We start from the raw sequence: 19,149 nt of genomic DNA on the forward strand, positions 1-19,149 counted from the left end.
CTTCCCCTAAAATCCAAGGCTTGATAGCAAATCATCAACATCATCCTGCGTGTTCATAACATCAGTACGCCCGGCACTGTTGATGATTGGCCCTTCCGGAGAGAGTGTTTTCTCTTTTTGATTCGCAACGACTGTGCTTTCACTCTGTTCGATTCCGGCAGCTTTCAGAATTTCAACCAGTTGATGTTCCACTTCATGCACCAACTCAATCACCCGACGAATGACCTGACCGGTCAGATCCTGAAAGTCTTGAGCCATCAGAATTTCAGTCAGATGATGGTGCAGTTGCTCACTGTCACCTTCTATCTGAGTCAGCAGCGCATTAATATCGTGGCAAAGTTGTTTAAATTCTCCCAGCGCGATGTCGCCTTTCATCAAACGCTGCCACTCTGGTTTCACTTGTAACAGGCGCTCCCGAAGTAAATCTGCGATTGGCAGAGTCCCTTCAACAGCATCCATCGTCTTATTGGCAGCTTCTTCTGTTTTGTCAATTACATAGGTCAGTCGACCCCGTGCATCCGGGATATCCGTCGTTGCCAAATCGGCAATCCGGGGATCCAGGCGGAATTTCTGAAGAGAATCATGTAACTGACGGGTGAGTTTCCCCACTTCGAGATACATCGGATCCCTGCTATCCGACACCAGGCTTCGAAACAGCTCATTGGCCTCTGCCTGCTGGTTATCCTCCAGCAGGCTCACCAACTGTCTCGCCTGTTCAAGTGAAATCATATGTGTCTACCCTAATTCGCGTCAGACTGACGGCATCACTGCATCCGTTCGAAAATCTTATCCAGTTTTTCTTTCAAGGTTGCAGCTGTAAACGGCTTCACGATGTAGCCATTCACACCAGCCTGTGCAGCTTCAATGATCTGCTCACGCTTGGCTTCCGCAGTAATCATCAACACAGGGAGATGTTTCAGGTTGGCATCAGCACGGATTTGCTTCAGCAGGTCGATCCCTTGCATGCCAGGCATGTTCCAGTCGGTGACCACGAAGTCAAAGTCGCCTTTTTTCAACATGGGTAACGCAGTCAATCCATCATCTGCTTCTTGGGTGTTGTTAAAGCCCAGGTCACGCAGCAAGTTCTTGACGATACGACGCATTGTTGAAAAGTCGTCAACAATGAGGATTTTCATATTTTTATTCAAAGTTGCCTCCACTGAGGTCACAGTGTTTTCTTCTAAATCGTGTGTTTATGAAACAGTCCAAGCAGAGAGTTTGGACCGCAAACGTTGCATTGCCTGACTGTGAATCTGGCAAATACGGGATTCACTGACACCTAAAACGGCACCAATTTCTTTGAGGTTAAGTTCCTCGTCGTAATACAACGACAACACCAGTGCTTCCCTTTCTGGCAAAGTGCGGATCGCGCCAGCAAGTGCGTGGCGAAAGTTGCCATCCGCAACATCTTGAAAAGGCATGTTTTCTGTCATTGAATCTTCGGTCGCAACCGCATCTTCAGACACACCGAGGTCATCCATACCCACTAGGCGACCACAATTAACATCATTTAATGCCTGATGATACTGTTCCAGTGTCATTTCGAGATATTCAGCAATTTCCTGGTCGTTCGGATCACGGCCCAAGCCATGCTCCAGCTGGGAAATCGCCTCGGAAATACGACGGCTGTTCTTATAGACAGAACGGGGAACCCAGTCGCCACGCCGGATATCATCCAGCATGGCGCCTCGAATACGAATACCGGCAAAGGTTTCAAAACTGGCCCCTTTACTGGGGTCATAATTCTGTTGTGCTTCGAGCAAACCAATCATGCCAGCCTGAATCAGGTCTTCCAGCTGTACGCTGGGCGGTAACCGAGCCATCAGGTGATGCGCAATTCGCTTCACCAATGACGAGTACCGCTCCACAAAAGCATGGGGTGATTCCTGATATCGGCCGTATGTTAGTGCTTTATTCACCCAGAGGTACCTCTTCAGGTGTTGTTGGTTTAACGAGTAACTTCTCAACGAAAAACTCAAGATGTCCGGCCGGATTATTTGGCACTGGCCAGGTCAGCGCTTTATTGGCAAGCGTGCTCAGCGCCAGTGCAGCCGGACTCCGCGGAAATGCTTCCACAACCACCTTCTGACGTTTAATTGACTGCCGGACCCGGTCATCCAGAGGAATACAGGCAACCAGTTCAAGATTGGCCTGTAAAAAGCGCTCTGTCACACGGGTAAGCTTGGCGAAGAGTTCACGCCCTTCGCGGTAGCTGCGCACCATGTTGGCAACAATCTTGAACCGCTGTACATGATACTCTCTGTTCAGGATTTTGATGAGTGCGTAAGCGTCAGTTATTGAGGTTGGTTCATCACAAACTACAACTAGTACATCCTGAGCGGCTCCGGCAAAACTCAGTACCATATCTGAGATCCCGGCGGCAGTATCGACCAGCAGCACGTCAATTTCATCTTCGAGCGTCGCAAATGCCCGGATCAGTCCGACATGTTGCGCACTGCTCAGCTCGGCCATGTTCTGGGTTCCGGATGACGCAGGAATAATCTTCACGCCATACGGACCTTCAATAATGATGTCCTGCAAATCGCACACACCAGCCAGCACATGAGACAGATTGCGACCCGCCCGCAGACCCAGCATTACATCCACATTAGCCAGACCCAGATCAGCATCCAGAACCATGACGCGTTTTCCCTGGCGGCCCATTGCGATTGCCATATTCAGCGTAATGTTGGTTTTTCCGACACCACCTTTACCGCCGCTGACCGTGATCACTTTGGTTGAAGCCAATTTTGTCATGCGGCGCAGGCCGCTCGCTTGATCGTGCATCGTATTCTCAATCATAAAAATCCGCCCCCTGGTTCTCTGCGCTCTCGCTGCTCCAGAAGTGAGGCTGCTGGCCCACATCATTTTCCAGCAGCTCATTGGCACGATTCACCAGAAAGCGGCCTGTCGCGACTTTGATATCTTCCGGGACACGCTGTCCATCGGCCAGATAGGCAATCGGTAAAGCACTTTCCAGTGTCACACTGATCACTTCACCAAGACTGAGTGTTTCATCCAGCTTGGTCAGTACACAGCCCGACAGCGGGATGCGACGGAAATGTTCAATGGTTTCATGCAGTACCCGACGCTGAGAGGTTGCCGGGAGTACCAGAAAACTACGGATATGTGAGCCACTATTCTGCATCAGGGTATCAAGCTGCTCCTGAAGACGCAGATCCCTTTGCCCCATTCCTGCAGTATCCAGCAGGACCAGACGGCGATGCCGTAACTGATGAAGTATATCGGCAAGCTCTTCGGCATCTTTAGCGACTCTGACCGGACAGCCCAGAATTCGACCATAAGTGGCCAATTGTTCATGCGCACCAATCCGGTAAGTATCCGTGGTCACCAGAGCGATTTGATCCGGGCCGAAGTCCATCGCGGCTCTGGCCGCCAGTTTGGCAATGGTGGTGGTTTTCCCCACCCCGGTCGGACCCAGCAGGGCGACAACGCCACCCGTTTCAAGGATGCAGTCATCGGTGGTGATGATTTGATCAGATAATAATTGTAATAAGGATGACCAGGCCTGATGGGGCGCGACATCCTCAGGAATATAACAGGCCAGCTGATCCGCCAGTTCGGCAGACAGCCCCATTTTTTCCAGACGTTTGATCATCATGGCGCGCATCGGTTCACGACGCTCGACTTCCTGCCACATCAGCCCGGACAGCTGGTGCTCCAGCAACCGGCGAATAGAAGCCATCTCTGTCCGCATGGCGTCCAGTTCGTCGTCCCGGCGGGATGAATTTGATTCATAACGGCTGGGATCAAGCCGGTTCTGCTGAGGTTTGCTGCCCGCGCTTTGATTGAGTAACTGGGCCAGGCGGCTGCCCGGTCGGTTCTCGCTCTCAGCGTCCGTATTTTGACGGTAGCCATCATAACCATTGCGCTGAGGCTGACGTCCCGCGGCACCATATGGATGCTGCACCTGACGGCGATCGCCTTCATGGGCTTGCTTGTCTGCACCGTTTCGCGCAGCAATGTCATGGCCTTGACGCTCACCGGATTGCGACTGCTGATGCTTCGACTGTCGCTGAAGCAACGCCGATAAAGAATCAACTTCGGTTTCCGGTTCCTGCGTATAATTCTGCAGCACTTTGGCAAAGCGGCCGGCGTTGGCAGATTGCTGTAACTGCACTTTGTCATCCGCAAGCTTGCGACGGGCCTGACCAAAGCGTTCAGCCAAAGCATCACGGGCAGGATGAGACGGCGGTGGTGATTCCGGCGCATCGTTATCCACGGCTGCGACGATCTCGACCCCGCCGGTCACTTTCTTATTGGACATGATCACCGCATTTGCGCCGAGCTGTTCCTTCACTTCACTCAGTGCGGTTCGCATGTCCTTGGCAAAAAATCGTTTTATTTTCAATTCTGTCTTCCCATCCGGTGACGGATTACCTGCGCGTTACGAACAGCCCGGTCGGCCGATGACACCTAATTACCCACTGCATTGACGATACGGATTTGCTTCTCATCCGGAATTTCCTGGTAAGAGAGCACCCGCAGTGTCGGGATGGTGTTTTTCACAAATTTCGCCAGCGTTCCTCGCAGTACCCCTGAGGTCAGCAGGACTGCAGGCTCACCTTTTAATTCTTGTTTGTGGGTGGCTTCCGTCAGCGACTGCTGCAGACGTTCAGCCAACCCAGGTTCGATGCCGGAGGATTCACCTCCGCTTGACTGCATAGTCTTATGCAATATTTGTTCCAACTCTGGCACAAGGGTGATCACCGGCAGTTCCGGCTCTATACCATTGATTTCCTGAACAATCAGGCGCTTCAGACCAATTCGGGCTGCCGCAGTCAAAATGTCAGGATCTTGACTCTTCCCGGAATATTCGGACAAAGTCTGAACAATGGTGCGGATATCTCGAATCGGCACACCTTCATGCAGCAGGTTTTGCAAGACTTTCACCACCGCGCCCAATGGCAGCTGATCCGGCACGAATCCGTCGACCAGTTTCGGGGTCAGTTGCCCCAGCACTTCCAGCAGGTTCTGTACTTCTTCGTGACCCAGCAGCTGAGATGCATTGTTGACCAGAATCTGGCTCAGGTGGGTTGCCAGCACCGTCGCAGCATCAACCACGGTGTATCCCAGCGCCTGCGCGTGCTCACGCTGAGATTCCAGAATCCAGATCGCTTCCAGCCCGAACGCAGGGTCTGTGGTTCTTTCCCCTTCCAGGCTGCCAAAAACCTGTCCCGGATTGATCGCCAGTTCCATATCCGGATGAATATTGGACTCGCCATTGTTCACGCCCATCAGGCTGATCCGGTAGGTGTTGGGGGGTAATTCCAGATTATCGCGGATATGAACCGGTGGGATGAGGAAGCCAAAGTCCTGCGACAGTTTCTTACGCACCCCTTTGACCCGCTCCAGCAATTCCCCGCCCTGTTCTTTATCCACCAAGGGGATCAGGCGATAGCCCACTTCCAGACTGATGGTATCCATTGGCTGGACGTCATCCCAGGACAACTCTTTCTTGGGTGGCTTACTGTCAATTTCTTCCAGTGGTGCCGCTTCAGCCAGCGCTTTCTGTTGTTGCTGCTTCTTCACCCGCCAGTAGGCGAGACAGCCGATGATCAGTGCCAGCAGCAGGAAAGGAATATGCGGCATCCCGGGGACAATGCCCATCACGAAAAGAATCCCGCCTGTGATGATCAGCGCCTGCGGGTTATTGAACATCTGGAACATCAACTGCTGTCCCATGTCCTCGTCGGTATTTTGACGGGTTACCATCATGGCAGCGCCAATTGACAGCAGCAGGGACGGAATCTGCGCAACCAGACCATCACCAATGGTCAGCAGGCTGTAGATTTCAATCGCATCACCGAAGGTCAGACCGTGCTGGCCCATGCCAATCACCAGACCACCAATGATATTGATAAACAGGATCAGAATGCCGGCAATGGCATCCCCTTTCACAAATTTGGATGCACCATCCATCGAACCATAGAAATCGGCTTCTTTAGTGACTTCACTCCGCCGCGTTCGCGCCTGTTCCTGATCAATCAGGCCTGCATTGAGATCGGCGTCGATGGCCATTTGTTTGCCGGGTAAAGCATCCAGCGTAAAGCGGGCACTAACTTCTGAAATCCGGCCTGCACCTTTGGTCACAACCATGAAGTTGATGATCATCAGAATCAGGAAGACCACCAGACCGACGGCATAGTTACCGCCAATCACCACGGAGCCAAATGCATCAATCACCTGACCGGCCGCTGAAGGGCCTTCATGACCATTCAGCAGCACCACCCGGGTGGAAGCCACGTTCAGTGCCAGCCGCAACAACGTGGCAATCAGCAGTACCGTCGGGAATGCGGCAAAGTCCAGCGGACGGCGGGTATACACTGTCACCAGCAACACCACCATCGCCAACGCAATGTTAAAGGAGAACGCCATGTCCAGCAGCAACGGCGGCATGGGTAACACCACCATGGCCAAGGTTGCCAGAACCATGATCGGGGCCCCGATTGCCGGTAAAGACTGCAATCGATGGAGAGGCAATTTATCTGAAAAAGGTATCGACAGCTTCATGCATTCTTACTGGGTTGGAAAGTGAGTAACGTCAGACGAACTGAACGCGCTTAAGCTTCGCATAAAGCAAATTTTATACCGCCTTCGAAAGTCAATTTTTTGACCTGCAGCCAAAACTTTCTGCCCATGCAGATCAGTGACGCAGTTCCGGTGGAATATCCATGGCAACCGGCGATAGCTTTGGACGCTTCCCATGGCCACGACGGTATTGTTTTAACTGGAAAACATAAGCCAGCACCTGTGCGACCGCAGCAAACAATCCATCCGGAATTTGCTGTTCCAGCTCAGTGCTGTGGTAAATCGAGCGGGCCAGCGGCGGCGCAGGGACAATGTCAATTTTGTACTCATTGGCGATTTCACGGATCTTCATCGCCATATGATCGGTCCCTTTGGCAACCACGACCGGTGCCCGGTCCAGCTTCGGATCATAACGCAGCGCGACAGAGAAATGCTCCGGGTTGGTAATCACAACGTCCGCTTTCGGAACTTCTGCCATCATCCGGCGCTGTGCCATTTCCCGTTGCAGCATCCGGATCCGGCCTTTGACTTCCGGCTTCCCTTCTACATCTTTATATTCGTCCTTCACTTCCTGCTTGGTCATCTTAAGCTGCTCATTGTGCTGCCAGATCTGAAACGGCACATCAATCGCCACAACCACCAGCAAGGAACAACAAATCAGCAGCACAAAACGCAGCAGAATATCCAGTGCGTGAAAGTAATTCCCGGGATAGGTTTCGATACTCAGCTGAAAGAAATCTTCCAGACTGGAATACATCAGGAAGTAAGCCACTCCGGCAACCAGCGCGACTTTCAGAATCGATTTGACCAGTTCGACGGCACTTTGTTTGCCCACCATGCGTTTCAGGCCACTGAGCGGGTTCATCCGTGAAAACTTCGGCCGGGCTGCTTCCGCGGAAATGCTGATTCCCCCCAGGGCTGAAGCGCCAATCAAAGCCGCAACAAAGAGAAACACCAAGACCAGCATTAAAGGCCACAGGATGTGCAAAATAGCATCCCCGGTCAGGGAGAGTAACTTGTTGAAATCAAGCACTTCTTCCCGGCTGAGAGAAAACAGCTTGCGCATGACTTCACTCATGGCAATCGCCAGCATTTCACCAAACCACATCAGGCTGACGGCACCTGCCACCAGGACCGCCACAGACGCCAGTTCTCTTGAGCGCGGTACCTGACCCTTTTCCCGCGCCTGCTGCAACCTTCGGGGGGTTGCCTGTTCCGTTCTTTCCTGACCGTCTGACTCTGCCATCTGACTTTATCCTGTTGACCTGAAAAGTTAACAATCCAGCCGGATCAGGCTGCAGATTTGCTCAGTCCCCAACTGCCAGTGATCTTCATAATGCGCCAGAATGCCGACCAGCAGATACCAGCTGATAAACAACCCCAGCAATAGCGCAAAAGAAAAGCCCAGTGAGAAAATATTCAGCTGCGGCGCGGCCCGGGTCATCACACCAAAAGACAGGTTCACGGTCAGCAGGGCGATAATGCCCGCCAGAGACATCGTCAGCCCGGCTTTAAACATCAGTCCGAACCATCCCGCCAGCATCTGATAATCCACACTTTGCAGCATGCTCGAACCCACCGGAAGCGTGGTAAAGCTCATCACGACCAGATTCAGCATCTCAAGATGTCCGTCGGTTGCCAGAAAAAGCATGATCGCCAGCATCATATAAAACTGACCGAGAACCGGCGTATTCTGCCCGTTGGCCGGATCGACCATGGAAGCAAAACCCAGGCTGGACTGCATCCCCAGAATTTGTCCGAGCAGGACAAAGGTCTGTGTCACAAACTGCGTGACCAGCCCCATCGCCACACCAATCACCACCTGCTGCGCTGTAGTCAGAAATCCCTCAAAAGACAGCAGTTCAAGCGTATCCGGCACCGCTGGCAGGGCTGGCATCACCGCAAACGTGATGGCCAGTGAGAGATATAAGCGAATGCGCATCGACACAAAACGCGCGCCGAAAAACGTCATACTCATCATCATGGCGCCGATACGCGTCATCGGCCAGAAGTAGTTGGCAAGCCAGTCGAGGATGATCTCCGCAGGATAATGCATGATTGGATGGCTCAGTAAAGAATCTGAGGGATTTGTTCAATGATGCGATAGAAGTAATCCATCAGCATCCGGGTCATCATATGACCAAATACCATGAGCGCGACCAGCGTGATCACCAGACGCGGCAGGAAGCTCAGTGTTTGTTCGTTGATCGAAGTGGCCGCCTGAAAAATGGCAACCACCAGACCGACCAACAAGCCCGGTACGACAATCACAGTAACCATCAGCAAGACCATATACAGGGCTTCCTGAAAAATCTCGACAAAGGATTCCGGTGTCATGTCACGTTCTCCCTGTGTGATTAAGTCCCGAAACTGCCAGCCAGCGTGGACAGAATCAGGTTCCAGCCATCCACCAGCACAAACAGCATGAGCTTGAATGGTAACGAGACAATCATGGGTGACAGCATCATCATACCCATAGCCATCAGTACGGACGCGACCACCAGGTCAATAATCAGAAACGGCAGGAAAAGCATAAAGCCAATCTGAAATGCTGTTTTCAGCTCTGACGTAATAAAGGCCGGGATCAGCACCGTCATCGGCACTTCCTGCGGATCCGTTGCCGCCGAACCGGACATGTTGACGAACGTCTCCAGATCCTTCACCCGGGTCTGTTTCAGCATGAACTGACGCAAGGGTAACTGCGCCGCACTCAAGGCCTCCGGTGCCGTCATTTCTTCGTTAAGATAGGGCTGAACAGCCTGAGTATTGATTTCATCCAGTACAGGAGACATCACGAAAAAGGTCATGAATAAGGCGATCCCGATAATCACCTGATTGGATGGGGTTTGCTGAAGGCCCAGCGCCTGACGCAAAATCGACATCACCACCACAATCCGGGTAAAAGATGTCATCAGAATCACAATCGCTGGCAGGAAGCCCAGCGCTGTCATCAGCGCCAGAATCTGGAGCGTTACGGAGTAGTCTTCTGTGCCGTCCGGGTTTACCGAAACAGAGAAAGCTGGGATCCCGCCGCCTCCTTTGGTGGTCAGCAGCGTCGCAGCCCCTTTGTCACTTTGCATTTCACTCACAGTGACACTGCTGCCTGCGACATTCCCCAGACCGCCATCTTCACTCTGAGCCAGAGCCACGCCGGACAGCAGCAAGCACAACAAGCCAGCAATCCATGGCAAGAAATTCAGTCGGTGCATCATTATTTTTTCAACAGTTTACTGAGTTGCTGCGCGAACTCGCCGTTACCGGCACGGGTCTCCAGTGGCAAAGGCTTGTCCAGCTTGGTCAGCATCGAGATATTCTGTGGGGTCACCCCAACCAGCACCTGCTCTTCGCCCACCTGAACCAGCACAATCCGCTCGCGTTGCCCAACCACAACCTGACGGACGACCTGAAGGCCGTTATCCCCGCCGGAGACACCAGGCAGTTTCATCCGGCGCAGTAACCAGGCCAGAAAAACAATCAGCACCAGCACCAGCATTAAAGAGCCGAAGGTGGCCCCCATATCAATTTCAGGTGCAGCAGCCAGTGCGGGCTGGCTGAACAAAAGTGGCAGCGAAGTCAGGTGGATTTTTTTGACCATCATTTTGTTACCGCAGCTTCTTGATTCGTTCCGTCTGACTGATCACATCGGTCAGACGAATCCCGAACTTATCGTTCACGACGACAACTTCACCGTGCGCAATCAGTGTACCGTTGACCAGCACATCCAGCGATTCGCCTGCCAGACGGTCCAGCTCGACCACCGACCCCTGGTTCAGCTGCAGCAAGTTCCGGATACTGATTTTCGTGCGGCCGACTTCCATCGAAATCGTCACCGGAATATCCATGATGGAATCCAGACGACGACGCTCATCTTCAGAAATCGGTTTACTTTCGTCTTTCAATTCTTCCAGCGGCGCTGCTTCAATTGAATCATCACTGGTTTGCTCAGCCAGTGCCGCTGCCCAGTCGTCAGCGACTTGTTGATCTTTATCTGACATAAATTACCTGTATTAATCATCCATCGGGTCAGTGGCGGAGAAACTCGGACTCAGTTCATCCCCATCCAGGAATGCCAGATCCGTTTTCACCGTGTCGGGCCGTTTGAGTTTTTCTGTAATCTTCATTGCGACATGGTCGCCGGATTTGCCCATTTTACCGCGGTAAGTCGGCAGATCCTCGACATAAAGCGTGGCCGATTCCGGCAATTCCACCGGGATCACATCCCCGTTTCGCAGCTCCATCAAGTCACGCAGGGTTAAATCAATGTCCATCAGCTTGGCGCGGAGGTTGATTTCGACATCCATCACCTCGTCACGCAGCGCCTTGCTCCAGCGAACATCCGTGTCCATCTTGTCACTCTGGACACCAGCGTCGAGCAATTCGCGGATCGGCTCGACCATGGAATAAGGCATCACCACATGGAAATCACCGCCGCCGCCATCCACTTCGATGTGGAAAGAGCTGACGACAATCACTTCCGTCGGGCTGACGATGTTCGCCATGGTCGGGTTCACTTCAGAATCGAGATATTCGAACTCGACGCCCATCACCGGCGACCAAGCTTCACGGTAGTCTTCAAACACCAGCTTGAGCAGCATCTGCACAATCCGGCGCTCGGTCGGGGTAAATTCACGACCTTCAATCTTGGCGTGGAACCGACCATCGCCACCAAAGAAGTTTTCGACCAGAATGAATACCAGCCGGGCTTCCATGGTAATCAGTGCCGTGCCTTTGAGGGGACGGAAACGAACCATGTTCAGGCTGGTTGGTACGTACAGCGTGTTCTGATATTCACCGAACTTCAGCATCTGTACACCATTGATTGAGACTTCTGCCGTCTTGCGCAGCATATTAAACAGGCTTATCCGCATATGCCGGGCAAATCGCTCGTTAATCAGTTCGAGCGTTGGCATCCGGCCACGGACAATCCGGTCCTGCGACGAGAAGTCGAATGAAATTACCCCGGAGCCGGGCTCCTGTTTGGGATGATCATCCTCTACATCATCGACACCATGCAGCAGCGCATCAATTTCGTCTTGGGTTAATAAATCAGTCACGCGAAACCTATTGCATTACGAAGCCGGTAAACAGCACCTGTTCAACCACAGGACTGCCGGACACTTTCACCAAAGCAGACTGGACAGACTGCAGCGCCTGCTGACGCAGCTCAAGGCGGCCGCTTGGTGAACGAAGCTGCTCAACACTGGCAGCACCGAACGACTGAAGCAGCGTACTCTCGATCAGCGGAATATGTTGACGGGCCAGCGTATCGTTGTCATCACCGCGAACCATCAGCTGTACCTTAACCTGTACCAACCGTTGCTGGGTATCTCCGGTCACATTAAAAATGAAAGGATGAGGCAAAATCACATAATAAGCCGGTTCTGCCTTCCCGGACGGGCTGGCCATCTCCTGATTCATCGCCTCGCCCGAAGGCGAATTATCCGCAAGAAAATACCAAGCCGCAGCGCCTCCCAAAAGCACGGGAACCAAAGCCAGTAAAATCAAAATCAGGCGCTTTTTTGTATTCGTTGTTGTCGTTGTTTCTGCTTCAGCCATAATTTTCGTTTCCTAAAACGGAAATAGTCCATCGGTTAAATTCTGTGCGTCCGGCTCGGTTCACAACCCTGACCGGTCAGGCGTAATAATCGATGCCGTCACGTTGCTCGCTGACCGTCATCGCCACGGCGCTGCCAGCGTCCTCTTCGGCAGCCTCAGCATGACGACCGCCACCGGAATTGCCTGTACCCTGCTGCTGGCCACCGGCCTGCTGACCCGCCAGTTGCTGTCCGCTGTCCTGTTGAACACTGCCCTGCGCCAGTTGAATGCCCTGCTGTTGCAGGAGTTCACGCAGACGTGGCATCGCTTGTTCAATCAGATCCCGGGTTTGTGCATTGCTGACGTTAAACTGCACGGACGCCTGATCCTGATTGATGTGTAGTTTGATTTGCAGACGACCCAGTTCCGGCGGATCCAAACGGATATCCACATGCTTGAGGTTTTTACTCATCAGCATCTGGACGCGCTCGGCCAGTTGTTCCCCGGCCATCTCACGCTGAAGGGGCAACGGCGGTTGCTGTGCCTGCGCCGCATCCCCGCGCTGCAAACCGGCAGCCAGAGATTGCAGATTGTTTTGCTGACCGCCAATCTGGCTGGTTGCCGGACTGTCCGTCTGAGCTCCATCCAATTGCAGTCCGGCATCCATCAGTGCTGCGTTTAATCCAGCCGTCATACCGGATTGAGCACCACTTTGCTGTCCGGCTTGTCCGCCGTCCTGTAACCCGGCTTCGCCACCTTTCGAAGCCGTCAGGCGGGCAATGGCATCACTGAGCCAGTCCGGCTGAGATTCACCTGCGGTTGTTGCGGCCGAATCCCCCAGAGTCGCCGACTGAACGGCGCCCGCCAGCGCAGATAATTCCGGCGCGTTGGCTTTCCCGTCTGCAGCCGTCTGCGTTTGAGCCGCCAGCAATTGCGCGAGTTTTCCCTGTCGGCCCGCCATGATCGCATCGCCTTCAGTCAGGGCGTCTACATCGCCCGTTTGCGAGGCCACTTGTCCGGGTTGCGTCGTATTGCCTGCCGCCCAAAAAGCAGCCGCATCAATTTCTTGCGCTTCCACATCGGATTCAGGTGGCAATTCTTTGCCATCCTTTGCCGTTTGCAGTTGCTGGCTGGAGGCATTGAGCCGATCCAGCAGCGCTTCAGCCTCTGCACGGATGTGCTCTTCATTGCCTTCAGACTGGGTCTCATCAGCGTCCGCAGTCTCGATGGCATCTTTTGATGTCTCTTTGGCCGTTGCCTTGGCTGCTTCATGCCGCCCGGCACCGTCCAACTTGTCATTGCCGGCCTGTTTTTTCTCAGTCGGACGCACAGAAGATTTTTCTGCACGCGCCTGTTGCGACGCAGAAGGTTCATTTTTTTGACGGGAGACTTCCTGCTTTTTGTCAGACTGAACGGCTGACTCATAACGGGATGAAAAGCCCGGTAATCCTTGCTCTTCTCTGCTGTCAGCATGCGCTGGTTTTGCAGGCCGGAGCCCTGCACCAGACGTGCTAAAATCGACAGAAATACGACTGGACGGTTTCATATCTACCTTTATCTGACAAAAATTTGACGACTACAGCCGTCGCGCTCAGGTTTCTGATATAAACCGTAAGCATGCAAGAAACGAACCAAGTGGGATATGTACGGATATTCTGACCGATCAGAGATGCCTTCTGGCGGATTGTAGCGTGGCAAATTCATCCATTAACTTCTGCTCCTGACGAGCGAGCTGCTGTTCACGGGTCGTGGCTTTTTTCTCCAGCAGCCATTCAACGGATTTGCGCTCTTTCCGGGTTTGCAGCCAAATCTCTGAGCATTGCTCAACCTGGCGCTCAAACTCCCGGCCAGCAGCATCCTGCTGAACCAGCGTTTCGTCTAATTGCCCGAGAAATTTATGCAGATGACTAAACTGACTGGCCGTCAGGCCGCTCTGACCCCGTTCCGTCAGTTGCTGACAGTAGTCAAAGCGATACTTTTCAATTTGCTCCCGCTGATGGTAAAAGCTGTCAAGGTCGCGCTTCGCTTGCTCCAGGGCAAGCAACGCGTTCCGCTCTTTTTCTCTGGCCTGATCAAGAATCAGATTCAATGCTTCAGCCATGCAGTTCTTCCTTCCGTGTCTGGTCTGCGTTCAGCATATCAGGCGCCCAGTGTTGAGCGCAGCATGTTCACACACATTTCGTAGGGAACAGACTCTTTCATGCCTTGTTGCAGGTAAGCATCCAAGCGAGGCTTCAGGGTAAATGCCTGATCAATGGCCGGGTCAGAGCCTGGCTTATAAGCGCCGATCGATACCAGATCCTGATTTTTTCGACAAATCGACAGAATCTGCCGTACCGCTTTGGACATCAGCATCTGCTCTTCACTGACGATCGCTGGCATGACCCGACTAACCGAACGTTCCACATCAATGGCCGGATAATGCCCGGCATCCGCCATTTCGCGTGACAACACTATATGTCCGTCCAGAATAGCCCGGGACGCATCCGCAATTGGATCCTGCAGATCATCCCCTTCCGTCAGTACGGTAAAGAAAGCGGTGATCGAGCCCTGCTGCTCTCCGCCGTTCCCGGCACGCTCCACCAGCGCCGGCAACTTGGCAAAGACCGATGGCGGATAACCTTTAGTAGCCGGTGGCTCACCAATGGACAGCGCGATTTCACGCTGCGCCTGTGCAAACCGGGTCAGAGAGTCCATCAGCAGTAATACATCGAGCCCCTGATCGCGAAAATATTCCGCAACCGTCAGGGCGGTCTGACATCCTTTCAGCCGCATCAGCGGCGAGGCATCCGCAGGCGCAGCGACCACAACAGCACGCTGGCGGCCTTCTTCACCCAGGATTTCATCAATGAATTCTTTGACTTCGCGGCCACGCTCACCAATCAGGCCCACAACCACAACCTGAGCCGTCGTGCCCCGGGTCATCATGCCCAGAGTCACCGATTTACCAACCCCGGAACCCGCAAACAGACCAATCCGCTGGCCCTTACCAACCGTCAGCAGGCCATTAACGGCTTTCAGGCCGACATCGAGCGGTTCATGAATGGGTTTTCTCGCCAATGGGTTGATCGGTTCAGCATTCAGAGGCGCGCGCGCGGTCGTATACAAACGGCCTTTTCCGTCCAGCGGATTGCCCATGCCATCGATGACCCGGCCCAGCAATTCAGGGCCAACAGGCAAACCGCCATCATCCATCATCGGGGTGACTTTCGCGCCCGGCATCACACCAGTCAGCTGTTCGCTGGGCATCAGATACAGAGTTTCGCCGCTGAAACCGACCACTTCCGCTTCAATACTGCCCTGAATGGCCTCAACCTGACACACACTGCCGACCGGAGCCCGGCAACCAATGGCTTCCAGAGTCAGACCAACGACGCGAACCAGACGGCCGGAAGCAACCGGCCGACAGGCCAGTCCCTGAGTCCGGTAGCCTGCCAGTCGCTCAGACAGGGTCATTCAGCTTGCTCCTGTGGGATTGGCTGGCGGTTCATGCCCAGAAACTGAGCCAGTAAATGACGAATGCGTTCTTCAATGCAGAAGTCTACGGTGGAATCTCCGGCAGCAATCTGAACATCACCCCGGGACAGCCCTGGCTCACTTTGCAGTTGCCAGCGACGGTTTTCCAACTCCTGAGTGCTGTAAGCAGCCTGTATCAAGGCCAGATCTTCCGGATGCAACTGCACTGTGATGTGCTGCGATGCCAGGGGCAGAGAAGCCACAGCTTCGCGCACGGTTGACAAAATCATCTGCGGATTGGTTTGCACTTCCACCCGGATCAGTTCCCGGGTCAGGGCTACAACCATCTCAACCATCAGCTGTTCAACCGCCTGATCAACCTGCTGCAACGGGGTTGCCAGCTTTTCAATGATGGCGTTCAGACTGGCGACATGTTCGTCGATCGTCCCTTGTCCGACGGCAAGGCCTTCTTCTCGGCCCGCTTCCATCCCTTCCAGATGGCCTGCAGCCAAACCTTCCTGATGACCGGCTTCAAAGCCCTCGGCGTGACCGGCAGCGCGACCTTCTTCCACCCCTTCTTCATAAGCTGACTGGCGAATGTCTTCCAGATCCGCCGCAGTCAGGGGCTGGGGTTCAGGCTCTTCACTGACCGGCTCCCTCGGGCGCCAGCTCGGATCATAGTTCAGCGCATTTTCTACCGGGCCTTGATCCTCATCGGAGTAATCCGGATAGGCCCAGCGTTCAAGTTCTTCCGCCTGATGACCACTCAGACGAACAAAGCCGCGACGGCGCTCCATTGTCATGCGCTTTTCCCCGCGGTATTAGAGGTACTCATCCTGACCACCACCACCATTCAGCATCAGCTCACCACCCTCAGCCAGACGGCGGGCAATAGACAGAATTTCTTTCTGTGCAGCTTCCACATCGGAAACACGGATCGGGCCCATGGCTTCCAGATCGTCCAGCAGCAGTTCAGCAGCACGCTTGGACATGTTGCGGGTGATTTTCTCACGCAGCATATCGTCGGCACCTTTGAGGGCTTTCTGCAGCAGTTCCTGCGGGACTTCGCGCAGCAGGCTCTGGATACCGCGGTCGTCGACTTCGGCCAGATTCTCGAAGACAAACATCAGGTCTTCGATCTGAACGGCCATTTCCTCGTCGTTGTCGCGGATTTGCTCCATCAGCAGCCCCTCGATGTTGTTGTCGAGGTAGTTCATGATATCCGCAGCAGCCTTCATGCCGCCAATCTTCGCGGCCTGTGCTCCGGCCTGACCGGCAAACTGCTTCTCCATAATGTCGTTCAACTCGTGCAGGGCTGCAGGCTGAACTTCTTCCAGGTTGGCAATTCGCATCATCAAATCCAGACGAACACGTTCCGGGAACTGGGACAGAATTTCTGCCGACTGCTCCGGATCCAGATAAGACAGAACAATGGTCTGAATCTGCGGGTGCTCGTTGAGAATAATGCTGGCGACCTGACGCGGATCCATCCATTTCAGTGAATCCAGCCCCCGGGAACCACTGCCCATGAGGATCTGATCAACCAGGTTATTCGCTTTATCTTCACCCAGCGCGGCAATCAGGGTATTGCGAACAAAGTCCGCACTGCCCATACCGATGCTGGTGTATTTCTGAATATCCGTCAGAAACTGGCGGTGGACGGCGGTCACCTTATCATTGCTCAGCTCTTTCATGCTGGCCATGGCACCACCGACCCGCTGCACCTGCTTGGGTTCCAGGTGACGGATAATCGTCGCCGCGTCCTGCTCATTCAGACTCAGCAAAAGAATGGCGGCTTTTTCGGTTCCGCTTAAACTTGCAATGTCGAACGGTTTTTCATCCGTGGTCGCGACTTCATTTGCCATCTTCGTATACCCAGTTCTTCACAACCTGTGCTGCCAGATCAGGCTCATTGGCCACCAGCGCACGAACCGCTTTCAGCAGATCGTCATCTTTATGCAGGTTTGGCAGCTCCAGATTGCTGTTTGTTAGATCAATGCCTTCAACACCGTCCAGATCCGCGCCAATCAGTTCATCACCGTCGGCAAGAATCGGCATCCCGTTCTCATCCAGTGGCGTGCCATCGGCCGCCTGATTCGGATACAAGAGCTTGCGCATCGCCGGACGAACCAGAACCAGCAGAATCACCACAATCACCAGTGCCGCAGCCAGCCAGCGCACCCAGGTATTGAAATTCGGGTGTTCCCAGATTGGCAGATCGACAATCCGTTCTTGCTCCGGTGTCGCAAACGGCACTGAAATAACTTCCAGCAGATCGCCTCGATTCTGAAGGAATCCGACCCCGCCCATCAGCAGACGACGAATTTTCACCAGTTCTTCTTCGGTGACCGGCACCCGCGTGTATTCGCCAGTTTCCGGGTTGAGCTGTTGTTTGTAGTTCACCGCAACAGACACCGTCTGACGGCTGATCGTGCCCGTTTGAGAACGCTTATGACGAATCGTGGTATCCAGCTCGAAATTACGTGTCGCTTCACGGTGTACTGAGCCATTGCCGCCTTGACCGGTTTGTAAATCAATCACATCCTGAGGAATCGAAGAATCCTGTGGCGGCTGGTTACTCAGCGCCCCCGGAATCCCGGCAACAGCCTGACCATTGTTGTAGTCCTCAAGGGTGTATTCACTGCGCGTAGACGGCGTGTTTGGATCAAAGCGCTTCTGTGTTTCTTCCTGCGCACTGAAGTCCATGGAAACGTCCACCTGAGAGGTGTAATTGCCCAGACCCAGAACCGGGATCAGAATTGCGTCGATTTTTTCACGCAGGGCCTGTTCCTGTTTCCGCTCCAGCTCGTATTCTTTCCGGCGCGCAGTGGCTGCGGGATCTTCTGTTCCCGAGCTAAGCAGACGGCCATGCTGATCGGTGACAGTCACACGGCTTGGCTTGAGTCCGGGAACAGCGGTCGACACCATATCAACAATGGAATCAACTTCCTGCTGACCCAGCGTTCCGCCGGTGCTCAGCGTTAAGAAAACACTGGCAGTCGCTTCCTGATTATGGCGAACGAACACACTTTGTTTCGGCATTGCCAGCAGCACCTGTGCTTTGCGCACCTGACTGATCTGTTCAATGGCCCGCGCGAGCTGGCGCTCACGGCTCAGCTTCAGTCGTTCCTGTTCCAGTCGCTGAGAGACCCCAAAGCCCATATCCTGCAGCAGGATATCGTCCCCTTCCGCCGTCGGGTTGTTCAGCCCGGCCCGGGTCAGTTCCAGCTTCATGGCCCCATACTGATCGGCAGGCACACGAATGGTATTCCCGTCCAACTGGTATTCAATCTTCTTCTGATCGAAATGATCCAGAATCGGAATTAATTCTTCCGTAGAATAACTGCCCAAAGGCCGCATTTCCGGCTCTTTCAGCCAGGCGACAACCAAGACAATCAGCGCGACACAGATCGCGACTGACAAGACAAGAATCACCTGACGCAGCAAATCCAGATTGCCCAGCATGCTGTCGACACGCGTGGCACTCTTTTCTTCAAGATCCGGATTTTGCAGCGCCAGATCGTCATCTGAGACAACTGGCGCTGGTGCATTACCCGCAACGGCAAGCTCGTTGGATGTTTGTTCCGACACTCACTTAATTCCTGA

The 19,149-nt window shown here is 53.7% G+C and carries 20 protein-coding genes; all 20 read right to left on the reverse strand.

Features of this window, described 5'->3' with window-relative positions:
• Window positions 1-6: 6 nt before the first annotated feature.
• The 20 genes from Q4579_RS03045 to fliF all read right to left on the reverse strand — a co-directional run bounded on the left by Q4579_RS03045 (window position 7) and on the right by fliF (window position 19,134).
• Window positions 7-729: a protein phosphatase CheZ gene (locus tag Q4579_RS03045; protein WP_303561520.1), complete on the reverse strand. Its 723-nt coding sequence runs from the start codon at window positions 727-729 to the stop codon at window positions 7-9.
• Window positions 730-764: 35 nt separating this feature from the next.
• Window positions 765-1,136, reverse strand: coding sequence for a chemotaxis response regulator CheY (gene cheY, locus Q4579_RS03050; protein WP_211649870.1), 372 nt, complete (start codon window positions 1,134-1,136; stop codon window positions 765-767).
• A gap of 57 nt (window positions 1,137-1,193) precedes the next feature.
• Window positions 1,194-1,919 carry an RNA polymerase sigma factor FliA gene (locus Q4579_RS03055; RefSeq protein ID WP_211645921.1) on the reverse strand — a complete coding sequence of 242 codons (726 nt, stop codon included), beginning with the start codon at window positions 1,917-1,919 and terminating at the stop codon, window positions 1,194-1,196.
• Window positions 1,912-2,802 carry a MinD/ParA family protein gene (locus tag Q4579_RS03060; protein WP_211645922.1) on the reverse strand — a complete coding sequence of 297 codons (891 nt, stop codon included), beginning with the start codon at window positions 2,800-2,802 and terminating at the stop codon, window positions 1,912-1,914. The genes Q4579_RS03055 and Q4579_RS03060 overlap by 8 nt, the downstream gene beginning before the upstream one ends.
• On the reverse strand, window positions 2,795-4,372 hold the full coding sequence (gene flhF / locus Q4579_RS03065; protein ID WP_303561523.1) for a flagellar biosynthesis protein FlhF: 1,578 nt from the start codon (window positions 4,370-4,372) through the stop codon (window positions 2,795-2,797). The genes Q4579_RS03060 and flhF overlap by 8 nt, the downstream gene beginning before the upstream one ends.
• Window positions 4,373-4,437: 65 nt before the next feature.
• Complete coding sequence (gene flhA / locus Q4579_RS03070) at window positions 4,438-6,534, reverse strand: flagellar biosynthesis protein FlhA (RefSeq protein ID WP_303561525.1); 2,097 nt, start codon at window positions 6,532-6,534, stop codon at window positions 4,438-4,440.
• 133 nt (window positions 6,535-6,667) lie between these two features.
• A complete protein-coding gene (gene flhB / locus Q4579_RS03075) occupies window positions 6,668-7,798 on the reverse strand; it encodes a flagellar biosynthesis protein FlhB (RefSeq protein WP_303561527.1) in 1,131 nt (376 codons plus the stop codon).
• A 27-nt stretch (window positions 7,799-7,825) separates the two neighbouring features.
• Window positions 7,826-8,608, reverse strand: a complete 783-nt coding sequence (gene fliR, locus Q4579_RS03080) for a flagellar biosynthetic protein FliR (RefSeq protein ID WP_303561529.1) — start codon at window positions 8,606-8,608, stop codon at window positions 7,826-7,828.
• Between the two features lie 11 nt (window positions 8,609-8,619).
• Window positions 8,620-8,889 (reverse strand): flagellar biosynthesis protein FliQ, encoded by a 270-nt coding sequence (gene fliQ / locus Q4579_RS03085; protein ID WP_303561531.1) that lies wholly within the window; start codon window positions 8,887-8,889, stop codon window positions 8,620-8,622.
• Window positions 8,890-8,909: 20 nt separating this feature from the next.
• Complete coding sequence (gene fliP, locus Q4579_RS03090; protein WP_303561710.1) at window positions 8,910-9,761, reverse strand: flagellar type III secretion system pore protein FliP; 852 nt, start codon at window positions 9,759-9,761, stop codon at window positions 8,910-8,912.
• A 2-nt stretch (window positions 9,762-9,763) separates the two neighbouring features.
• A complete protein-coding gene (fliO, locus tag Q4579_RS03095) occupies window positions 9,764-10,150 on the reverse strand; it encodes a flagellar biosynthetic protein FliO (RefSeq protein ID WP_368501953.1) in 387 nt (128 codons plus the stop codon).
• A 4-nt stretch (window positions 10,151-10,154) separates the two neighbouring features.
• Window positions 10,155-10,547 carry a flagellar motor switch protein FliN gene (gene fliN / locus Q4579_RS03100; RefSeq protein ID WP_211645928.1) on the reverse strand — a complete coding sequence of 131 codons (393 nt, stop codon included), beginning with the start codon at window positions 10,545-10,547 and terminating at the stop codon, window positions 10,155-10,157.
• 12 nt (window positions 10,548-10,559) lie between these two features.
• Window positions 10,560-11,606, reverse strand: a complete 1,047-nt coding sequence (gene fliM / locus Q4579_RS03105; protein ID WP_211645929.1) for a flagellar motor switch protein FliM — start codon at window positions 11,604-11,606, stop codon at window positions 10,560-10,562.
• A gap of 7 nt (window positions 11,607-11,613) precedes the next feature.
• Window positions 11,614-12,108, reverse strand: coding sequence for a flagellar basal body-associated protein FliL (gene fliL, locus Q4579_RS03110; protein ID WP_303561534.1), 495 nt, complete (start codon window positions 12,106-12,108; stop codon window positions 11,614-11,616).
• A gap of 76 nt (window positions 12,109-12,184) precedes the next feature.
• Window positions 12,185-13,633, reverse strand: a complete 1,449-nt coding sequence (locus Q4579_RS03115; RefSeq protein WP_303561536.1) for a flagellar hook-length control protein FliK — start codon at window positions 13,631-13,633, stop codon at window positions 12,185-12,187.
• Between the two features lie 117 nt (window positions 13,634-13,750).
• The gene (gene fliJ / locus Q4579_RS03120; protein WP_303561537.1) at window positions 13,751-14,188 is read right to left on the reverse strand and encodes a flagellar export protein FliJ; all 438 of its coding nucleotides are present in this window, start codon (window positions 14,186-14,188) and stop codon (window positions 13,751-13,753) included.
• Window positions 14,189-14,226: 38 nt separating this feature from the next.
• The gene (gene fliI, locus Q4579_RS03125) at window positions 14,227-15,543 is read right to left on the reverse strand and encodes a flagellar protein export ATPase FliI (RefSeq protein ID WP_211645933.1); all 1,317 of its coding nucleotides are present in this window, start codon (window positions 15,541-15,543) and stop codon (window positions 14,227-14,229) included.
• A complete protein-coding gene (fliH, locus tag Q4579_RS03130; RefSeq protein WP_303561539.1) occupies window positions 15,540-16,346 on the reverse strand; it encodes a flagellar assembly protein FliH in 807 nt (268 codons plus the stop codon). Before fliH ends, fliI begins: the two co-directional genes overlap by 4 nt.
• 18 nt (window positions 16,347-16,364) lie before the next feature.
• Window positions 16,365-17,408: a flagellar motor switch protein FliG gene (gene fliG / locus Q4579_RS03135; protein ID WP_211645935.1), complete on the reverse strand. Its 1,044-nt coding sequence runs from the start codon at window positions 17,406-17,408 to the stop codon at window positions 16,365-16,367.
• Window positions 17,398-19,134: a flagellar basal-body MS-ring/collar protein FliF gene (fliF, locus tag Q4579_RS03140; RefSeq protein WP_303561541.1), complete on the reverse strand. Its 1,737-nt coding sequence runs from the start codon at window positions 19,132-19,134 to the stop codon at window positions 17,398-17,400. Before fliF ends, fliG begins: the two co-directional genes overlap by 11 nt.
• Between the last annotated feature and the right edge of the window lie 15 nt (window positions 19,135-19,149).

The organism is Photobacterium sp. 1_MG-2023 (assembly GCF_030547945.1).
Taxonomy (GTDB): domain Bacteria; phylum Pseudomonadota; class Gammaproteobacteria; order Enterobacterales; family Vibrionaceae; genus Photobacterium.